The organism is Micromonospora sonchi (assembly GCF_014646235.1).
Classification (GTDB): domain Bacteria; phylum Actinomycetota; class Actinomycetes; order Mycobacteriales; family Micromonosporaceae; genus Micromonospora; species Micromonospora sonchi.
Map to the genome: position 1 here is coordinate 1 of NZ_BMNB01000050.1, position 18,873 is coordinate 18,873.

At 70.6% G+C, this 18,873-nt stretch carries 20 protein-coding genes and 1 pseudogene; 7 read left to right on the forward strand and 14 right to left on the reverse strand.

Annotated elements, in window-relative coordinates:
* Positions 1-154 precede the first annotated feature (154 nt).
* Positions 155-433: pseudogene (tnpA, locus tag IEY61_RS29575) on the forward strand (IS200/IS605 family transposase); the annotation flags it as partial.
* 49 nt (positions 434-482) lie between these two features.
* On the opposite strand, the gene IEY61_RS29580 reads toward tnpA, so the two are convergent.
* From IEY61_RS29580 to rfbA, 5 genes are all read right to left on the reverse strand, one after another.
* A complete protein-coding gene (locus IEY61_RS29580; RefSeq protein WP_189050336.1) occupies positions 483-1,049 on the reverse strand; it encodes a carboxymuconolactone decarboxylase family protein in 567 nt (188 codons plus the stop codon).
* A gap of 104 nt (positions 1,050-1,153) precedes the next feature.
* Positions 1,154-1,345: a hypothetical protein gene (locus IEY61_RS29585; RefSeq protein WP_189050338.1), complete on the reverse strand. Its 192-nt coding sequence runs from the start codon at positions 1,343-1,345 to the stop codon at positions 1,154-1,156.
* A gap of 50 nt (positions 1,346-1,395) precedes the next feature.
* Positions 1,396-2,754 (reverse strand): Pup--protein ligase, encoded by a 1,359-nt coding sequence (gene pafA, locus IEY61_RS29590; RefSeq protein ID WP_189050340.1) that lies wholly within the window; start codon positions 2,752-2,754, stop codon positions 1,396-1,398.
* 57 nt (positions 2,755-2,811) lie between these two features.
* Positions 2,812-3,429, reverse strand: coding sequence for a dTDP-4-dehydrorhamnose 3,5-epimerase family protein (locus IEY61_RS29595; protein WP_189050342.1), 618 nt, complete (start codon positions 3,427-3,429; stop codon positions 2,812-2,814).
* Positions 3,426-4,352 (reverse strand): glucose-1-phosphate thymidylyltransferase RfbA, encoded by a 927-nt coding sequence (gene rfbA, locus IEY61_RS29600; protein ID WP_189050345.1) that lies wholly within the window; start codon positions 4,350-4,352, stop codon positions 3,426-3,428. The genes IEY61_RS29595 and rfbA overlap by 4 nt, the downstream gene beginning before the upstream one ends.
* A gap of 83 nt (positions 4,353-4,435) precedes the next feature.
* Here rfbA and rfbB point away from each other — a divergent pair, with 83 nt between their 5' ends.
* Together rfbB and rfbD are read left to right on the forward strand one after the other, a co-directional pair.
* On the forward strand, positions 4,436-5,437 hold the full coding sequence (gene rfbB, locus IEY61_RS29605) for a dTDP-glucose 4,6-dehydratase (RefSeq protein ID WP_189050347.1): 1,002 nt from the start codon (positions 4,436-4,438) through the stop codon (positions 5,435-5,437).
* A complete protein-coding gene (gene rfbD / locus IEY61_RS29610; RefSeq protein ID WP_189050349.1) occupies positions 5,434-6,336 on the forward strand; it encodes a dTDP-4-dehydrorhamnose reductase in 903 nt (300 codons plus the stop codon). The genes rfbB and rfbD overlap by 4 nt, the downstream gene beginning before the upstream one ends.
* Positions 6,337-6,453: 117 nt before the next feature.
* Here rfbD and prcA read toward each other — a convergent pair whose 3' ends face one another.
* The 6 genes from prcA to arc form a co-directional block, all read right to left on the reverse strand.
* On the reverse strand, positions 6,454-7,287 hold the full coding sequence (gene prcA / locus IEY61_RS29615; RefSeq protein ID WP_189050351.1) for a proteasome subunit alpha: 834 nt from the start codon (positions 7,285-7,287) through the stop codon (positions 6,454-6,456).
* A 60-nt stretch (positions 7,288-7,347) separates the two neighbouring features.
* The gene (gene prcB, locus IEY61_RS29620; protein WP_189050353.1) at positions 7,348-8,187 is read right to left on the reverse strand and encodes a proteasome subunit beta; all 840 of its coding nucleotides are present in this window, start codon (positions 8,185-8,187) and stop codon (positions 7,348-7,350) included.
* Complete coding sequence (locus IEY61_RS29625; RefSeq protein ID WP_189050355.1) at positions 8,106-8,717, reverse strand: endonuclease VII domain-containing protein; 612 nt, start codon at positions 8,715-8,717, stop codon at positions 8,106-8,108. The genes prcB and IEY61_RS29625 overlap by 82 nt, the downstream gene beginning before the upstream one ends.
* Complete coding sequence (locus IEY61_RS29630; RefSeq protein ID WP_092380345.1) at positions 8,626-8,841, reverse strand: ubiquitin-like protein Pup; 216 nt, start codon at positions 8,839-8,841, stop codon at positions 8,626-8,628. Before IEY61_RS29630 ends, IEY61_RS29625 begins: the two co-directional genes overlap by 92 nt.
* Before the next feature lie 120 nt (positions 8,842-8,961).
* Positions 8,962-10,479, reverse strand: a complete 1,518-nt coding sequence (dop, locus tag IEY61_RS29635; RefSeq protein WP_373293243.1) for a depupylase/deamidase Dop — start codon at positions 10,477-10,479, stop codon at positions 8,962-8,964.
* 180 nt (positions 10,480-10,659) lie between these two features.
* A complete protein-coding gene (gene arc / locus IEY61_RS29640) occupies positions 10,660-12,441 on the reverse strand; it encodes a proteasome ATPase (protein WP_189050364.1) in 1,782 nt (593 codons plus the stop codon).
* A 178-nt stretch (positions 12,442-12,619) separates the two neighbouring features.
* Here arc and IEY61_RS29645 point away from each other — a divergent pair, with 178 nt between their 5' ends.
* On the forward strand, positions 12,620-12,913 hold the full coding sequence (locus IEY61_RS29645) for a ferredoxin (RefSeq protein WP_189050392.1): 294 nt from the start codon (positions 12,620-12,622) through the stop codon (positions 12,911-12,913).
* A gap of 74 nt (positions 12,914-12,987) precedes the next feature.
* Here IEY61_RS29645 and IEY61_RS29650 read toward each other — a convergent pair whose 3' ends face one another.
* From IEY61_RS29650 to IEY61_RS29660, 3 genes are all read right to left on the reverse strand, one after another.
* Complete coding sequence (locus tag IEY61_RS29650) at positions 12,988-13,560, reverse strand: hypothetical protein (protein WP_189050366.1); 573 nt, start codon at positions 13,558-13,560, stop codon at positions 12,988-12,990.
* A gap of 72 nt (positions 13,561-13,632) precedes the next feature.
* Positions 13,633-14,583 (reverse strand): tRNA (adenine-N1)-methyltransferase, encoded by a 951-nt coding sequence (locus IEY61_RS29655; protein ID WP_189050394.1) that lies wholly within the window; start codon positions 14,581-14,583, stop codon positions 13,633-13,635.
* 38 nt (positions 14,584-14,621) lie between these two features.
* Positions 14,622-15,779, reverse strand: a complete 1,158-nt coding sequence (locus IEY61_RS29660; RefSeq protein ID WP_189050368.1) for a M50 family metallopeptidase — start codon at positions 15,777-15,779, stop codon at positions 14,622-14,624.
* 82 nt (positions 15,780-15,861) lie between these two features.
* Between IEY61_RS29660 and IEY61_RS29665 the strand changes: the two genes are divergently transcribed.
* From IEY61_RS29665 to IEY61_RS29675, 3 genes are all read left to right on the forward strand, one after another.
* Entirely contained in the window at positions 15,862-16,770 is a 909-nt protein-coding gene (locus tag IEY61_RS29665) for a RecB family exonuclease (protein WP_189050370.1), read from the forward strand.
* 76 nt (positions 16,771-16,846) lie between these two features.
* Entirely contained in the window at positions 16,847-18,031 is a 1,185-nt protein-coding gene (locus IEY61_RS29670; protein ID WP_189050372.1) for a sensor histidine kinase, read from the forward strand.
* 27 nt (positions 18,032-18,058) lie between these two features.
* On the forward strand, positions 18,059-18,745 hold the full coding sequence (locus IEY61_RS29675) for a response regulator (RefSeq protein ID WP_189050374.1): 687 nt from the start codon (positions 18,059-18,061) through the stop codon (positions 18,743-18,745).
* Positions 18,746-18,873 lie beyond the last annotated feature (128 nt).

Genomic DNA, 18,873 nt, shown 5'->3' on the forward strand with positions numbered 1-18,873 from the left:
CTACGCTGTGGCACGCGGCCACCGCAAGATCTGATGTTGTGTCCACAACGCACAGACGATCACGCGGTGGCCGCCTCGCGTCCAGCCCTTCCGAGCAGCGAAATCTCAAACGGCGGCTGCCGTACTAACGCGGCTGGAAGAGATCATGCGGACGGTGTGCGCCGACTTCGAGACCGAACTGGTCGAGTTCAACGGCGAAGGCGAGCACGTGCACCTGCTGGTCAACTTCCCGCCCAAGGTCGCCCTGTCGAAGCTGGTCAACAGCCTCAAGGGCGTGTCCTCACGGAGGATGCGGCAGGAGTTCCCCGACCTGGTGCGCCACTACTATCGAGCCAACAAGCTGTGGTCGGCCTCGTACTTCGCGGGCTCCGTCGGTGGCGCACCACTGACCGTCCTGCGCCAGTACATCGAGCAGCAGAACCGTCCAGGCTAGAGCACGCTCGGGCCTTGGCGGCCCTCCCGCGCGGGCCTTCACCCCCGCCCTAAAGGGCGGAGCACTGGCCCGCATTCCGGTAGCCGTGCTGGACGATGCGCTTCGCGGCGATCTCGTGGCTGGCCGGGTCGTCCGGCGCCAGCGTGCCGAGGCCGTCGACGTACCGGTTGAACATGCAGAACGCCGCGGCGATGAGTACCACGTCGTGGACCTCCAGGTCGGTCGCGCCCGCCGCGCGGGCCTCGGCGACCAGCTCCGCCGTGACGTCCCGGCCACTGCGCTGCACCGCCGCGGCGATGCGCAGCAGCGCTCGCAGCTTCTCACCAATTTCAGCCGTCGCCAGATCCGCACAGACCTGCTCCACCAGGGCCATCCCGGACGGCAACTGGGCCGCCGCCAGGGCCGAGTGCGAGGCGCAGCAGAACCGGCATTCGTTCAGCCCGGAGACGTACGCTGCGACCAGCTCCCGCTCGCCCGGGCTCAGCGTCGGGTGCGGCGCGCGCAGCAGCGCCTCCGCCAGCCCGTTCAGCGGCCGGGCGGTCTCCGGGCGAAAACGCATCGGCCCTCTGATGCCCGGGTACGCCCGCTCGTCGAGTCCGAGATCGATGTGCGCCATGCCGCACCCCTCTTCCGGTCATCACCTTCCGGACCGACGGTGTCAGCCCGGCGGGACCGGCGGCCACTTCCAGCTTGCGCAGCCGGGAGGAACCGGGACTGTGCTCAGGCGAGCACGATCAGGGCGATCCAGGCGCCGACGATCAGCGCGAGGGCCAGCGCCAGCACCCAGGTGGGAACGGTGTACTCGCCGCGCCGGTTGCGTTCGATCTCGGCGCGGATCTTCTCGCGGCGGCGTTCGAGCCAGTTCTGCCGCTCGGTGCCCTGGCCGGGCCGATGGGGTGGCTGAGGAATCATGGCCGGGCAAGCCTACCCGGCCCGCCCGGTCGGAACGGGCCGGGTAACGCTCACATGCTGGCGATCAGCCGCTCCACCCGCTCGTCGTACGCCCGGAACGGGTCCTTGCACAACACGGTGCGCTGCGCCTGGTCGTTGAGCTTCAGGTGCACCCAGTCGACGGTGAAGTCGCGCCGCTTCTCCTGCGCGTGCCGGATGAACTCGCCGCGCAGCCGCGCCCGGGTGGTCTGCGGCGGCGTCTCCTTGGCCTCGAAGATCTCCGGGTCGGTGGCCACCCGGTCCACGTCGCCACGCCGTTCCAGCAGCGCGTAGAGCCCGCGGCCCCGGCGCACGTCGTGGTAGGCCAGATCCATCTGCGCCACCCGCGGATGCGACAGCGGCAGATCGTGCCTGCGCTGGTAACGCTCGATCAGCCGCAGCTTGGTCACCCAGTCGATCTCCCGGGCCACCGGCTCCAGGTCGCCGGTCTCCACCGCCCGCAGCACCCGGCCCCACAGCTCGACCACCCGCTTGGCGGTCTGGTCGCCGCCGCGCCGCTCCACGAACTCGATCGCCTTGGCGAGGTACTCCTGCTGGATCTCCAGCGCGCTGATCTCCTTGCCCGAGGCCAGCCGCACCTTGCGCCGGCCGGTGATGTCGTGCGACACCTCCCGGATGGCCCGGATCGGGTTCTCCAGGGTGAGATCACGCATCACCACCCCGGCCTCGATCATCCGCAGCACGATGTCGGCGGTGCCGACCTTCAGCAGCGTGGTGACCTCGTTCATGTTGGAGTCGCCGACGATGACGTGCAGCCGGCGGTACCGTTCGGCGTCCGCGTGCGGCTCGTCCCGCGTGTTGATGATCGGGCGGCTGCGGGTGGTCGCCGAGGAGACCCCCTCCCAGATGTGCTCGGCCCGCTGGGACAGGCAGTACACCGCGCCGCGCGGAGTCTGCAGCACCTTGCCCGCGCCGCAGATCAACTGGCGGGTGACCAGGAACGGGATCAGCACGTCGGCCAGCCGGCCGAACTCACCGTGCCGGGATACCAGGTAGTTCTCGTGGCAGCCGTACGAGTTGCCGGCCGAGTCGGTGTTGTTCTTGAACAGGTAGATCTCGCCGGCGATGCCCTCGTCGTGCAGCCGCTTCTCCGCGTCGACCAGCAACCCCTCCAGGATCCGCTCGCCGGCCCGGTCATGGGCGACCAGGTCGACCACCGAGTCGCACTCCGGAGTGGCGTACTCCGGGTGTGAGCCGACGTCCAGGTAGAGTCGCGCGCCGTTGCGCAGAAAGACATTGCTCGACCGGCCCCAGGACACCACCCGGCGGAAGAGATACCGGGCGACCTCGTCAGGGGACAGCCGCCGCTGCCCACGGTAGGTGCAGGTGACGCCGTACTCGGTCTCCAGACCGAAGATTCGCCGTTCCATGATGAGACATTAGCCGTACCGAGGCCCTGTTCGTCACTGTCACGGCACCTGTACCGGTCAGACAAGCCTGGAATGGCCTGCGGCGCTCAGGCCCACCGCGTAGTCGCGGCACGTGGTGTACTCCGGCAGCACCCCCGCGGCCAGCGACTGCGCCAACGTCGACGCGGCGGCGTCCCGGGCGGACAGCAGCGGCACCACCGGCGGCCACTCGATGCCCAGGTCCTCGTCCAGCGGATGCACCACCCGCTCACCGGACGGGTTGTACGTGGCCGAGCAGAGGTAGCTCAGGGTGGCGTCCCCGGTCAACGCGCAGACGCCGTGCCCGAGTCCTTCGGCCAGGTAGACCGCGCGCCGGTCCACGTCGTCGAGGCGTACGCCCTCCCAGCGACCGAAGGTCGGTGAGCCGACCCGCAGGTCGACCACCACGTCGAGCACCGCGCCCCGCACACAGGTGACGTACTTCGCCTGCCCCGGTGGCACGTCGGCGAAGTGGATGCCCCGCACCACGTCCCGCGCCGAGACGGAGAGATTGGCCTGCGCCAGCCGCAGCGGATGACCGACCGCCTCGGCGAGCCGGTCGAAGCGGTACCACTCCAGGAACAGGCCGCGCGGGTCACCGTGCTGGCGCGGGCTGATCTCCCAGGCCCCCTCGATGCCCAACGGTCGGATCTTCACCAGACCTCCTTCCGCGGCCCGACCACCGAGCCCGCCAGGTTCCCGGTCGACCCGTCGCGGCCGGTGGCCAGCAGGTCGAGCAGGTAGTCGCCGTAGCCGCTCCTGGTCAACGGCTCCGCCAGCGCCCGCAACTGGTCGTCGTCGATCAACCCGGCCCGCCAGGCCACCTCCTCGACACAGCCGATCTTCATACCCTGCCGTTCCTCGATCACCCGGACGAACTCGGCGGCCTGCACCAGGGAGGTGAAAGTCCCGGTATCCAACCAGGCGATGCCGCGATCCAGCACCGTCACCGACAACTCGCCCGCCTGCCGGTACGCCTCGTTCACCGCGGTGATCTCCAACTCCCCGCGGGCGCTCGGCACCAGCCCCCGGGCGATCTCCACCACCCGGTTGTCGTAGAAGTACAACCCCGGCACCGCGTACCGGGACCTGGGCCGGGCTGGCTTCTCCTCGATCGACAACACCCGGCCGTCGGCGTCGAAGTGCACCACGCCGTACGCCTGCGGGTCCGCCACCGGGTAGGCGAAGATCCGCCCACCCACCGGGTCACCGGCCGCGGCCAACTGCCGGCCCAGGCCCACCCCGTGGAAGATGTTGTCGCCGAGGATCAGCACCACCGCCTCGGTGCCGAGGAAGTCCGCGCCGAGCACGAACGCCTGCGCGATCCCCTCGGGCCGGGCCTGGCTGACGTACTCCAACCGCAGCCCGAACTGACCGCCGTCGCCGAGCAGACGCCGGAACTGGCCCTGATCCTCCGGCGTGGTGATCACCAGGATCTCGCTCACCCCGGCCATCACCAGGGTGGAGAGCGGATAGTAGATCATCGGCTTGTCGAAGACCGGCATCAGTTGCTTCGACACGGCCCGGGTGATCGGCCACAGCCGCGATCCGGTGCCGCCGGCCAGCAGGATTCCACGCACTCCAGGAGCCTACCGAGGGGCACCACGAAGAGTCACGTGTCAGATACGCTACTCCACGTCGTTTCGCGTAGACTCCACGTCCTGTGAGGATCCTGGTCACCGGCGGCGCCGGCTTCATCGGTTCTGAATACGTTCGGATGCTGCTGGGAGCGTCCACACGTGACGCGGAGGAGGCGTCCTTGCTGGCGCCCACCCAGGTGACCGTGCTCGACGCGATCACCTACTCCGGCAACCCGGCCAACCTGGCCCCGGTTCGCGACGACCCCCGGCTGCGGTTCGTCCACGGCGACATCCGGCAACCCGACCTGATCGACGAGGTGGTGCCGGGGCACGACGTGATCGTGCACTTCGCCGCCGAGTCGCACGTCGACCGCTCGATCGCCGGGGCCACACCGTTCGTCACGACCAACGTGCTCGGCACCCAGACCCTGCTCGACGCCGCGCTGCGCCACGGCGTCCGCCGGTTCGTGCACATCTCCACCGACGAGGTCTACGGCTCCATCGCCGAAGGCTCCTGGACCGAGCAGTGGCCGCTGGCACCCAACTCGCCCTACTCGGCGTCCAAGGCCGGATCCGACCTGCTCGCCCTCGCCTTCCACCGCACCCACGGCCTGGACGTCGTGGTGACCCGCTGCTCCAACAACTACGGGCCGTACCAGTACCCGGAAAAGGTCGTCCCGCTGTTCGTGACCAACCTGCTCGACGGGGGCACCGTGCCGCTCTACGGCGACGGCGGCAACGTACGGGACTGGCTGCACGTGCACGACCACTGCCGAGGCATCGCCCTGGTGCAGCAACGGGGCCGCGCCGGCGAGATCTACCACATCGGCGGCGGCACCGAACTGACCAACAAGGAGCTCACCGCCCAGCTGCTCGAAGCGTGCGGCGCCGGCTGGGACCGGGTCGTCCCGGTCGCCGACCGCAAGGGCCACGACCGCCGCTACTCGCTCGACATCACGAAGATCAAAACCGAGCTGGGGTACGTCCCCAGCATCCCCCTCGACACCGGCCTGGCCGACACGGTCCGCTGGTACCGCGACCACCGCTCCTGGTGGGAGCCGCTCAAGGCGGTGCCGGCCCGATGAAGGTGCTGGTCACCGGCGCCGCCGGAATGCTCGGACGCGACCTGGTCGAGGTACTCGCCGGGCATCCGGAGCACACCGCCACCGCCGCCACCCGCGCCGAACTCGACATCACCGACCCCACCGCCGCGCACACCGCCGTGGCCGGCCACCAGGTGGTGATCAACGCCGCCGCGTGGACCGACGTCGACGGCGCCGAACGCCACGAGACGGCGGCCACCACGGCCAACGGCGACGCCGTGGCGCACCTCGCCGCGGCCTGCGCCACCCACGGCGCCCGGCTGCTCCAGATCTCCACCGACTACGTCTTCCCCGGCGACGCCGGCAGCCCCTACCCCGAAGACGCACCGACCGCGCCGATCAACGCGTACGGCCGCAGCAAACTCGCCGGAGAGCGGGCCGTCGCCCGGCTGCTACCCGACAGCGGGTACGTCGTGCGGACCGCCTGGCTCTACGGCGCCCACGGCCGCAACTTCGTCAACAACATGCTCGACCTGGCCGACCGGCGCGAGTTCCTCGACGTCGTCGACGACCAACGCGGCCAGCCCACCTGGTCCCACGCGCTGGCCCGGCACCTGGTCGCGCTCGCCGAGGCCGCCCTGGCCGGACGGGCCGCGCCCGGTGTCTACCACGGCACCTGCTCCGGCGAGACCACCTGGTACGGGCTCGCCCGCGCGGTGTTCACCCGGCACGGGCTCGACCCCGGCCGGATCCGGCCCACCACCAGCGACCGCTTCCCCCGTCCCGCCCCCCGGCCGGCCTACAGCGTCCTCGGCCACGCCCGCTGGGCTGCAGCGGGCCTCCCCGTCCTGCCGGACTGGCACACCACCCTGGCCGACGCCCTCCCCACCCTGCCTCCCCCAGTCCGCGCCGCGCCGATCATGCACTTTTCGTCGGGGTAAAAACCGCAAAAGGCTCATTTCGGCGACCAAAAGCGCAAGATCGCGCAGACCGGGCCGGGCACAGCACAGCCCCGGGCCACCGCTGGTTCGCTGCGGCCCGGGGCTGAGTGGGAGCCGTCAGGCGCCGGACTTGTCGCCCGGCTTGTCCTCCAGGTCGGCCGAGCCCGCCGAGGTGGTCGGCTTGTGCGCCTCCTCGGTCGGCGTGGTCGGCGTCTTCTCCCGGCCGGCCTCGGATGCGGCGTCACCCGCCGCGTCGCCGTCCAACAGCGCGGTCAGCGCCCCCCCGGTGATCCGCCGGAACGTACGCCCCACCCGGTTGCGGTCCAGCACCGCAACCTCCAACTGGTTGGCCGCGATCGCCCGGGCGGCACCACCCTCGCCACCGACGCTGGCCAGCGCCTGCACCGCCACCTTCACCGCCTCGCCGAGCGACATGTCCGACCGGTGATTGGACTTGAGCACTCCGGCGATGGCCTCGGCCTGGCCGCCCATCGCCATCCGGCCCGGCTCGTCGGTCACCGAACCGTCGTAGGTGTTCCGGTAGAGGGAATCATCCTCGGGTGTGGCGCCCACCTCGGCCACACAGATCTCCACCTCGAACGGCTTCGACTGCTCAGTGAAGATAGCGCCGAGAGTCTGCGCGTACGCGTTGGCCAACCCCAGACCGGTGACGTCCCGCCGGTCGTAGCTCAGGCCATTGAGGTCCGCCATCCGCACCCCGGCCCGGCGCAGGTTCTCGAACTCGTTGTACCGGCCGACAGCGGCGAACCCGATCCGGTCGTAGATCTCACTGACCTTGTGCAGAGCGCTGGAAAGGTTCTCCGCAACGAAGAGGACCCCGCCGGCGTAGCTCAGGACCACCGCGCTGCGTCCCCGGGCGATGCCCTTACGGGCCAGCTCGGAACGGTCGCGCATGATCTGTTCGGGCGAGGCGTAGAACTGCATGGCCACGGCGGCGGCTCTCCTTCAGGCGCTGTGCTGGGCAACTGCGGGTCAGTACGGGCGGGCGGCTCAGCCGCCCGGATTCTCCATGCGGCCGGCGACCACGCTTTCGCCGATCGCCGCCGTCTCCGCGTCGGTCAGCCGGTACGTCCCCTCCGCCGTCGCGGTCATCACCACCGGGAAGATCCGTCGACTCAGGTCGGGTCCACCGGTCGCGGTGTCGTCGTCGGCGGCGTCGTAGAGCGCCTCCACCGCCAACCGCACCGCGTCGTCCACCGAGAGCCCGGTGCGGAACCGCTTCTTCAGCGCCGACTTGGCGAACAGCGAGCCCGAACCGATCGCGTCGTATCCGGTCTCCTCGTACGGGCCGCCGGTCACGTCGAAGCTGAAGATCCGACCGGCCCGCGCCGGATCCTTCGCGGCCAGGTCGAAGCCGGCGAACAGCGGGATCACGGCCAGCCCCTGCATCGCCGCGCCCAGGTTGCCCCGGATCATCGAGGCGAGCCGGTTGGCCTTACCGTCGAGCGAGAGCATCGCGCCCTCGATCTTCTCGTAGTGCTCCAGCTCCACCTGGAACAGCCGCATCAGCTCGATGCCGACACCGGCCGTGCCGGCGATGCCCACCAACGAGTACGCGTCGGCCGGGTGCACCTTCTCGATGTCCCGCTGGGCGATCAGGTTGCCCATGGTGGCCCGCCGGTCGCCGGCCATCACGACCCCGCCAGCGGCGGCGATGGCCACGATCGTGGTGGCGTGCGGAGCCAGGTCGGCCGCCATGCCCGGGGGCAGCGCCCGGCGGCCGGGCAGCATCTCGGGGGCCACCCTGCTCAGGAACGTGGTGAAGGAGGACGTCCCCGCGTTGGTGAACACATCTGGTAGACGCCCGGATGGATCAAAACCCGCTGCCACGTGGTTCCTCTCAGGTACGTGATGGCCCTGGCCAGCCTCGTCGGACTGTCACGGAACTGGCCAAGACCACCGTTGCAGTTGAAGCAGAGTATCCCGCGCACCCACCCGGTGCGATGATCGTGGTCCACATGTTCCGGATCGGGGACACCGCAGACCGCGCAGACCCCACCCTGCTCGGCCAGCAGCTCATCGACCTCTGTCTGCCCGATCCCGTACCGCCGCCGCAGGTGGTATTCGCGGAATCCACCGTGCAGCCGGAGCTTGCTCTCCTTGCCCTTCACGTTGTGGCAAGGCTTGCAGTAACGGCCGTAGCCACCCCGCCCTGAGCGGTTCCGCGGAAAGCCCTCTAGCGCCTTCGTTTCGCCACAGTCTCGGCATCGGCGAACCCCATCGCGGTCATCGAGCGCCCGAGGCATGTCCGAATTGCCTCGATATGCCCTATTCACCCCCTTTTTGCACATAGCCTCTAACGAACTCTTCGGCGTTTTCCTCGAGGACGGAGTCGATCTCGTCGAGCAGGTCGTCGACATCCTCGGTGATCTCGGCGTGCCGCTCGGCGACCTCCGGGTTCGCCTCGACGGTGACGTCCTCGACCTCTTCGCCCTGGCGGGACTTGCCCGACTGCGACTGACCGCCGCTGTCACGAGTAGCCACTGCTGCCTCCTCCACGATCTCCCTGCGATGAACTTACCTCGCGGCAGCGACGAAATGCCCGCCGCGCGCCGGTACGGAAGCCGGCGCGCGGCGACATCCATCCACCCGGCGATCGATCGCTCAGCCGCCGGTCAGGGTCTCCAGCAGGTCCTTGGCGCTCTCGCAGCGATCGAACAGCGCCCCGACGTGCCGCTTGGTGCCGCGCTCCGGCTCCATCATCGGCACCCGCACCAGCGACTCCCGCCCGACGTCGAAGATGACCGAGTCCCAACTGGCGGCCACCACCTCGGAGGCGTACTGCGCCAGGCAGCGACCCCGGAAGTAGGCCCGGGTGTCCTCCGGCGGATCGGTCATCGCCGTGCGGCTCTCCTCGTCGGTCAGCAGCGTCTTCATCGACCCGCGGGAGACCAACCGGTGGTAGAGCCCCTTCTCCGGTCGTACGTCGGAGTACTGCAGGTCGACCAGCTGCAGTTTGTGCGAGCCCCAGCCGAGCTTCTCCCGGTCCCGGTAGCCCTCCAGCAGGCGCAGCTTGGCCACCCAGTCCAGCTCGTCGGCGCAGAGCATGGGGTCGCGCCCGAGCCGGTCCAGCACGGACTCCCACCGGTCCAGCACGTCGGTGGTCTGCTCGTCGACGTCGCTGCCGTAGCGGTCCTCGACGAAGGCGCGCACCCGCTCCAGGTACGCCCACTGCACGTCCAGCGCGGTCAGTCGGCGGCCGTCGCGCAGCCGCATCCGGTGGGACAGGGACGGGTCGTGGCTGACCGCGCGCAGCTCGCCGACCGGGTCGGCGATGCCGAGGTCGGGACCGAGCGCCTTCTCCTCGATCATGGTGAGAATCAGCGCGGTGGTGCCCACCTTGAGGTAGGTGGAGATCTCCGAGAGGTTGGCGTCGCCGATGATGACGTGCAGCCGGCGGTACTTGTCCGCGTCGGCGTGCGGTTCGTCGCGGGTGTTGATGATCGGCCGCTTGAGGGTGGTCTCCAGGCCGACCTCGACCTCGAAGAAGTCGGCGCGCTGGGAGATCTGGAAGCCGCTCTGGCCGCCGTCCTGGCCGATGCCGACCCGCCCGGCGCCGCAGACGATCTGCCGGGTCACGAAGAACGGTGTCAGGTACGCGACGATGTCGGCGAAGGGCGTCTGCCGGCGCATCAGGTAGTTCTCGTGCGCGCCGTAGCTGGCGCCCTTGTTGTCGGTGTTGTTCTTGTAGAGGTGGATCGGCGTGGTGCCGGGAATGGTGGCGGCCCGCCGCGCCGCCTCCGCCATGACCCGCTCCCCCGCCTTGTCCCAGCGGACGAGGTCACGCGGGTTGGTCACCTCGGGTGTGGAGTACTCGGGGTGGGCGTGGTCGACGTAGAGCCGCGCCCCGTTGGTGAGGATGACGTTGGCCAGACCGAGGTCCTCGTCGGCGAGTGCCTCGGCCGGGTCGTACGCGGCGCCGGAGTAGGTGAAGCCCCGGGCGTCGCGCAGCGGTGACTCCTCTTCGTAGTCCCAGCGGGCCCGGCCGCCCCGGTTGAGTTCCGGGCGGGCGCCGTAGGCGTTCACCACCTGGGAGGAGGTGACCATCGGGTTGGCACCGGCCTGACCGGGCACGGAGACGCCGTACTCGACCTCGGTACCCATGATCCGTCTTACGCTCATCGACATACCCGCTTCGTTTCGCCCGACCGGTCCCCCGTCACGTCGAGCGTAGTCGGCGCTCGGGCATACGGGGGCGTGGCGGGCCCGGCGGGGGGCGCCCCGGTCGACGGCGGGGCTGCTCGGCGCGTACGCGAAAGGGCCCGTGACGGGTGGAGTCACGGGCCCTTTCGGTGCGTCGGGTCAGAGGTACTGGCCGGTGTTGCTGGCGGTCTCGATGGAGCGTCCGGCCTCGGCGCCCTTGCCGCCGGAGACGAGCGTGCGGATGTAGACGATCCGCTCGCCCTTCTTGCCGGAGATGCGGGCCCAGTCGTCGGGGTTGGTGGTGTTCGGCAGGTCCTCGTTCTCGCGGAACTCGTCGACGCAGGCGTCGAGCAGGTGCTGCAGGCGCAGCCCCTTGCGGCCGGAGGTGAGGAACTCCTTGATGGCCATCTTCTTGCCCCGGTCGACGATGTTCTGGATCATCGCGCCGGAGTTGAAGTCCTTGAAGTAGAGGACTTCCTTGTCACCGTTGGCGTAGGTGACCTCCAGGAAGCGGTTCTCCTCGGTTTCCGAGTACATCCGCAGGACCACCGCGTCGATCATGGCGGCGACGGTGGCCTGGGCGTCGCCGCCGTGTTCGGTCAGGTCGTCGGCGTGCAGCGGCAGCCCGGAGAGGATGTACTTGGAGAAGATGTCCTTGGCCGCCTCGGCGTCCGGGCGCTCAATCTTGATCTTCACGTCGAGCCGGCCGGGACGCAGGATCGCGGGGTCGATCATGTCTTCCCGGTTGGAGGCGCCGATGACGATGACGTTCTCCAGCCCTTCCACGCCGTCGATCTCGCTGAGCAGCTGCGGAACGATGGTGTTCTCCACATCGGAGGAGACACCGGAGCCACGGGTGCGGAAGACGGAGTCCATCTCGTCGAAGAAGACGATGACGGGCGTGCCCTCGCCGGCCTTCTCGCGGGCCCGCTGGAAGATCAGCCGGATGTGCCGCTCGGTCTCGCCGACGTATTTGTTGAGCAGCTCGGGGCCTTTGATGTTGAGGAAGAAGCTGGTGTGCCTGTCCTCGCCCCGCCGCTCGGCGATCTTCTTCGCCAGCGAGTTGGCGACCGCCTTGGCGATCAGCGTCTTGCCGCAACCGGGCGGGCCGTAGAGCAGGATCCCCTTGGGCGGGCGCAGCTGGTGCTCCCGGAACAGGTCGGCGTGCAGGAACGGCAGTTCCACCGCGTCCCGGATCTGTTCGATCTGGGAGTGGAGGCCGCCGATGTCGCTGTAGTCGACGTCCGGCACCTCCTCCAGGACCAGTTCCTCGACCTCGCTCTTCGGGATCCGCTCGTACGCGTACGCCGACCGCGGTTCGATCATGAGCGAGTCGCCGGCCCGGATCGCACTGCCGATCAGGGTCTCGGCCAGGTGGACGATCCGTTCCTCGTCGGAGTGCGAGACCACCAGCGCCCGGTCGCCCGGGGCGCCGTCGGGGCCCGCCAGCACTTCCTTGAGCATGACCACCTCGCCGACCCGCTCGTAGCCGAACGCGTCGACGATGTTGAGCGCGTCGTTGAGCAGGACCTCCTGGCCGCGCCGGAGCTCACCCGCGTCGAGCGAGGGTGAGACGGCCACGCGCAGCTTCCGTCCGCCGGTGAAGACGTCGACGGTGCCGTCGTCGTGCCGGGCCAGGAAGACGCCGTAGCCACTCGGTGGCTGGGCGAGACGGTCGATCTCCTCTTTGAGCGTCACGATCTGCGCGCGAGCCTCCTTGAGGGTGCTCACGAGCCGTTCGTTGTTCTCGGTCAGCCGTCCCAGCTGCGCCTGGGTGGCGGCCAGGCGCTCCTCGAGCTGCCGTACGTGTCGGGGGCTTTCGGTCAACTTGCGCCGCACCAGAGCGAGTTCCTCTTGCAGGAACGCGACCTGCGTGGAGAGATCGTGGGCCTCCTTCTCCCACCGTGCGGCGCGCGAGTCCGCGTCGTCGCTGCGTGCCACGTCCCACCTCCCCGGGGGGCTTGAACGTTCTGACCTAACACTAGCCGCTATGAGCCCGATTCGGTCCTCCGCAACGCGCCCGTCACCGAAGCTTGATCGCCAAGGGTGGGTTGGCGGGCGGGTACCGGCATTCGGGTACCGTCGGGGGGTGGGACGCGAGAACATGGGGGGTGCACCGGTGGCCGAGGTCGCGACCGATCAGCTGCAGGTCTGGGTGGACCAGGACCTCTGCACGGGCGACGGGCTCTGCGTGCAGTACGCACCGGAGGTCTTCGAGTTCGACGTCGACGGCCTGGCGTACGTCAAGGGTCCCGACGGCGAGCTGCGGCAGGCACCGGGGCAACGGGTGGATGTGCCGGAGCACCTGCGCCTCGAGGTGATCGACTCGGCGAAGGAGTGCCCGGGCGATTGCATCCACGTGGTGCGGGGCAGCGACGGCGTCGAGGTGGCCGGGCCGGACGCCGAGGACTGACCGCCGGGGAATCACTCAGAACCACCGGGCAATCACTCAGAACCGCCGGGGAAGCCCAGGACCGCCGGGGAAGCTCAGAGCAGCGGGCGGCCGACCACCGAGGCGACCAGCCGGGCGAACTCTTCCAGCCGGGCGATCTGGCCGGGGCCACCGTCATCGAGGGTCTTGCCGAACCGCAACGCGTCGTGCCGCGGCGCGCCGACGGCCTCCTCGCCGGGCGGGGTCTCGTCCAGCGAGGTCAGCAGCAGGTAGACGTCGATGCTGTCGACCCGGATCTCGCCGTTGTCGTGCCGGAACAGCCGGCGGCGGCAGCCGACCTCGGTGACCGAGGAGACCGGCACGACCCGTAGCGACGAGGTCATCGAGCCGGGCGGCCCCTCTGCCGCCGGCACGTCCTCGCCGTGCCAGAGCACCAGCCGGCTGCCGTCGCAGACGACGACCTCCTGCCACACCCCGTTCACCTCGTTGACGAAGCGTTCCAGGGTGAAGCCGAGCACCGACGCCCCGCGCAGCACGCCACCGAGCGCTTCCAGGGCGACGTCCGGATCTCGCAGGTAAGCCCGCGCCGCCGATTCGAGATCGGTGTAGGGCGACCAGTCGGGAAAGACCGCGGGCAGCTCACCGCCGCCGAAACCGGGACGGCTCATGCGGTGACCCCCGAGCACCATCGACCCGCCTGAAGGATCAGCCCGTTCACGCCCAGCCGTCCCCTTCCGCCGTCACGGCCTCTCCGTCTCCTGCGCACCGTCGCCGGTCGCCTGCCGGGTCGCCTCCGCCTCGCGCAGCGCCTGCCGGCGTTGTGCGTACGCCTCGGTGCCCTTGCTCGGCTTGCGCCGGCGCGGCGGGGCGGTGACCCCGGGTGCGAGCTTACGCGCGGAGACGAGGAAGGCGGTGTGGGCGATCATCCGGTGGTCCGGCCGGACGGCCAACCCTTCGGCGTGCCAGTCCCGCACCAGCGACTCCCAGGCCCGCGGCTCGGTCCAGCCGCCGCGCTCCCGCAACGCCTCGACCAGCTCGGACAGCTGTGGCGTGGTGGCCACGTAGCCGATGAACACGCCGCCGGGCAGCAGGGCGCGCTCGACCATGTCGAGGTTCTCCCACGGGGTCAGCATGTCCAGGATGATCCGGTCGAAGCCGGTCTCCGCGCACTCGGCGACGTCGCCCACGTGCAGCCGCCACGCCGGGTGCGGGCCGTTGAAGAACGCCTCGACGTTGCGCCGGGCGATCTGGGCGAAGTCCTCGCGCAGCTCGTAGGAGTGCAGTTCGCCGCCGGTGCCGACCGCGCGCAGCAGCGAGCAGCTCAGCGCGCCGGAGCCGGCGCCGGCCTCCAGCACCTTGGCGCCGGGGAAGATGTCGCCCATGGTGACGATCTGCGCCGCGTCCTTGGGGTAGATCACCTGGGCGCCGCGGGGCATGGACAGCACGTAGTCCGAGAGCAACGGGCGCAGCGCCAGGAACGCGGTGCCGCCGCCGGAGGTGGTGACCACGCTGCCGTCGGGCAGGCCGATCAGCGCGTCGTGCTCGAGGATGCCCCGGTGGGTGTGGAACGCCTTGCCCGCCTGGAGGGTGACCGTGTGCATCCGCCCCTTGGGGTCGGTCAGCTGCACCCGGTCGCCGGGCCGGAACGGCCCACGGCGTACGGCGGGCGGCTCCGGTGTCTCGTCGGGCACGTCGGCGCCGGGGGCGGCCGGGGTCGAGTGGGTCACGGTCACGTGTTCATCTTCCGGTGAGGTTCGAGCAGTTGCGCCAGATCCGCGATGTGCAGGATGCCGACCACATCTTCGCCTGCCGTCACGAGGTACTGCGCGCCCGGGTGAGCCTGCACGGTCTCCAGCACCTGTTCCCCGCTGGTGGCCACCGGGATCGTCGGCAGGTCGGCGACGGAACGGGCGACCGTGTCGACGGAGAGCCAGGGCCGCCGGGCCGGGGGTACGGCCGTCGCGGCGGCCGGGTCGACCACGGCCACCGGCCGGCCGGCGGAATCGGTCACCAGCAGCGCGACGGTGTGCCTGACGGTCGCCTCCGCCTCCGCGCCCCGGCGCTGCGCCTCGGCCAGCGGGGTGCCGGTGGGCACGGCGAGGGCCGGGCGGGCCAGTCGGGCCAGGTCGACCAGCGGAAGCCGGCGGCTGATCCGGGACAGTCTGATCGACTGCCCGGCGCCGTGCCAGAGGGTGAGCGCGACCAGCGCCGTCAGCGGCAGCGCCAGCAGGCTCAGCACGTCGATCGCGTAGAGCAGGGCGACCGCCAGCGCGGTGCCGACCGCGAGGACCCGGCCCGCCCAGCCGGCCACCTCGGTGGCCCGGTGCCGGTCCCGGGTGAGCGCCCAGAGCGCGGCGCGCAGCGCCCGGCCGCCGTCCAGCGGCAGCCCGGGCAGGATGTTGAAGAGCGCGACGATGATGTTGCTCGCCGCCAGTTGGAAGGCGAACTGCTCGGCCACGGTGTGGTCGGGCAGGGCCAGCACCGCGGCGACCGCGGCCACGCCGAGCACCGCGGAGACCGCCGGACCGGCCAGCGAGACCAGCAGGTCCACCCGGGGCGAGGGCGCGTCCCGGTCCATCTCGGTGTACCCGCCGAGCAGTTCCAGGGTGATCCCCCGCACACCGATGCCGAAGTGTCGGGCGGTGAGGGCGTGGCCGAGTTCGTGGGCCAGCACCGAGCCGAGCAGCGAGACGACGAAGCCGGCGCCGACCAGGTAGCCGCCGGCCGGGGAGAGCTGGAGCCGCTGGCCGGCCAGTTCGCCGTAGAGCACGATGATCAGCAGGGCGAGCAGCAGGATCGAGGCGTTCAGGTACAACGGCACCCCGAAGACCCGACCGACCCGTAGGCCGGGATGGCGGGCCGGCCGCGGTTGGCTGCTGCGTTCCATCGGGCTGATGCTACGCGGCGGGAGATCACGTACCGGTGCGGCGGCGGTCGTGCTGTCATACCGGTGCCCTAGTCTTCCGGGCATGACGGCGGATCCGGTGATCATTGGGCAGGCTCCGACTCAGCTACCGGCGACGGTGCGGGCTTCGCTGTCACCGTCGCGGGCCGCGGATTTCAAGACCTGTCCGCTGCTCTACCGGTTTCGCAGCATCGACCGCCTGCCCGAGCGTCCCACCGTCGAGCAGGTCCGTGGCACGCTGGTGCACGCCGTGCTGGAGCGGCTGTTCGACCTGCCGCCGGCCGAGCGCACCCCGACGTCGGCCGGTGACCTGGTCGCCCCGCAGTGGGACCGGCTGGTCACCGAGCAGCCGGAGCTCGCCGGCCTGTTCGAGGCGGGCGGCCCGGTCGACGTGGCCGAGTTCCTGCGCTCGGCGGCGGCACTGCTGGAGGGCTACTTCGCGGTGGAGGATCCGCGCCGGTTGGAGCCTGCCGAGCGGGAGAGCCTGATCTCGGCCGTGGTCGACGACGAGTTGCTGATCCGGGGCTATCTCGATCGGCTCGACGTCGCCCCGGACGGCGCGCTGCGGGTGGTGGACTACAAGACCGGCGGGGCACCCCGGGAGGCGTTCGAGTCCCGGGCGTTGTTCCAGCTGAAGTTCTACGCGCTGGTGCTGTGGCGGACCCGGGGGGTGGTGCCCCGGGTGCTGCGGCTGCTCTATCTGCGCGACGCCGAGGTGTGCGACTACACCCCGGACGCCGAGGAGCTGGTGCGCTTCGAGCGCACAGTGGTGGCGTTGTGGCGGGCGATCGAGCAGGCGACCGCCGCGCGGGACTTCCGGCCCCGGCCGAGCCGGCTCTGCGACTGGTGCAGCCACCAGGCGCACTGTCCCAGCTACGGCGGCACCCCGCCGCCCTTCCCGGAGCAGGTGCCGGCGCCCGACCCGTCACGCGACGCGCGGTCGCGTCCGGCTCGGCCGGGCACCGACGAGTAGCTCTCCTCCCCAGGGATGAGGCCCGACTCACCACACAAGACGATCTTTCCCGGCTGGCGACGGCTAGCGTCGTGACGTGGGTACGGAGCTGAGGGAGTGGCTGCACCGGCGTCCGCTGGCCGGTGACGTGCTGCTCGCCGTCGGGCTGGTGCTGGGTGAGATCGTGTTCACCCTGTTGACCCCGAGGGAGTTCTGGCTCCAGCCACTGCCGGCGGCCCTGGTCTGGAGCCTGCTCTGCGCGGCGCCGGTGGTCCTGCGCCGGGTGGCGCCGTGGGCCGCCGTGCTGGCCGCGCTGGCGACCCTGGTCCTGCCCGTCACGCTGCAGGTGGCGCCGGCGACGCAGAGTTTCACCTTCGTCGCGCTCACCTACACGATGGCCGCGTACCGTCCGGTGCGTCCGGCGCTGCTGGCCGCGGTGCTGCTGTGGGTGCCGGTGGCGGTGGCCAACACGCTGGTGCAGCCCGAGTTTCTGCCGCAGATCGGCTCGGCCTACCTGGTGGCGAACAACCTGCTGGTGGGGATCGTGTCGTTCTCGGTGGGTCGTACGGTGCACGCGCGGCGGTCCTCGACGCAGGCGCTGCGGGAGCGGGCCCGGGTCGCCGAGGCCAACCAGCGTGCCCTGGCCGAGCAGGCGGTCGCCGACGAGCGGCGGCGCATCGCCCGGGAACTACACGACGTGGTGGCGCACCATGTCAGCGTGATGGGGGTCCTCGCCACCGGCGTGCGGCGGGTGCTGCGGCGGGACCCGGACGCCGCCGACGAGGCGATCGGCACCATCGAGGAAACCAGCCGGGCGACCCTGCGGGAGTTGCGCCGGCTGTTGGACGTGCTGCGCACCGAGGCCGAGCCGGCCGCCGAGCTGACGCCGCAGCCGGGCCTCGCCGGCATCGAGGCGCTGGCCGAACAGGTGCGCGAGGCCGGGCTGCCGGTGACGCTGACCGTGGCGGGCACGCCGGGCCCGTTGGAGGAGGGCGAGGCGCTGACCGTGTACCGGATCGTGCAGGAGGCGTTGACCAACGCGCTCAAGCACGCCGGCACGGCCACCGCGCAGGTGCGGGTCAGCTTCGCCGACAATGCTGTCGAGGTGGAGGTCACCGACACCGGCCGGGGTCCGTTGCCCGACACCGACCGGGTCGGGCACGGCCTGGTCGGGATGCGGGAGCGGGTCGGGCTTTACGGTGGTGTCCTGCGGACCGGTCCGCGAGCCGGTGGCGGCTACCGGGTGTACGCGCGGATCCCGATCGAGCCGCTGGTCGAGTGAGCGGGTTTGCGAGACGTGGAGGATCAGATGGCCGACCCGACGACGCCGACGCGGCCCGTACGCATCCTGCTCGTCGACGACCAGCCGCTGTTGCGTACCGGGTTCCGGATGGTGCTCGGCGCCGAGCCGGATCTGGACATCGTGGCCGAGGCCGGCGACGGGGTGGAGGCGGTGGAGTTGTCCCGCCGGCTGCTGCCCGACGTGGTGCTGATGGACATCCGGATGCCCCGGATGGACGGGGTGAGCGCCACCCGGGCCATCGTCGACGCGCGGCTGCCGGTGCGGGTGCTCATCCTGACCACCTTCGACCTGGACGAGTACGTGGTGGGCGCGTTGCGGGCCGGGGCGAGTGGATTCCTGGCCAAGGACGTGCCGGCCGAGGACCTGGTCACGGCGATCCGCACGGTGGCCGGGGGCGACGCGGTGGTGGCTCCGCGGATCCTGCGCCGGCTGCTGGACCGGTTCGCCGACGCGCTGCCCGATCCGGCGGCGTCGCCACCGAAGGCGCTGAACACGCTGACCGACCGCGAGCGGGAGGTGCTGGTGCAGGTCGCCCGGGGGCTGTCCAACGCCGAGATCGCGCGGGCACTGACGGTGAGCGAGACCACGATCAAGACCCACGTCGGGCATGTGCTGACCAAGCTCGGGTTGCGGGACCGGGTACAGGCCGTGGTGTTGGCGTACGAGACGGGTCTGGTGCGTCCGGGCACGTGAGCTGGCCGTTGCCTCCATCACCTACCGTAACGACCAGCCACGCGATGGGGTTGACTCTCCCGTGACGGGAGGGCCCAGGATCCTCGTGGGCCGATGACGTGGCCGGCGTGGGGTCGGGGACAACCCTG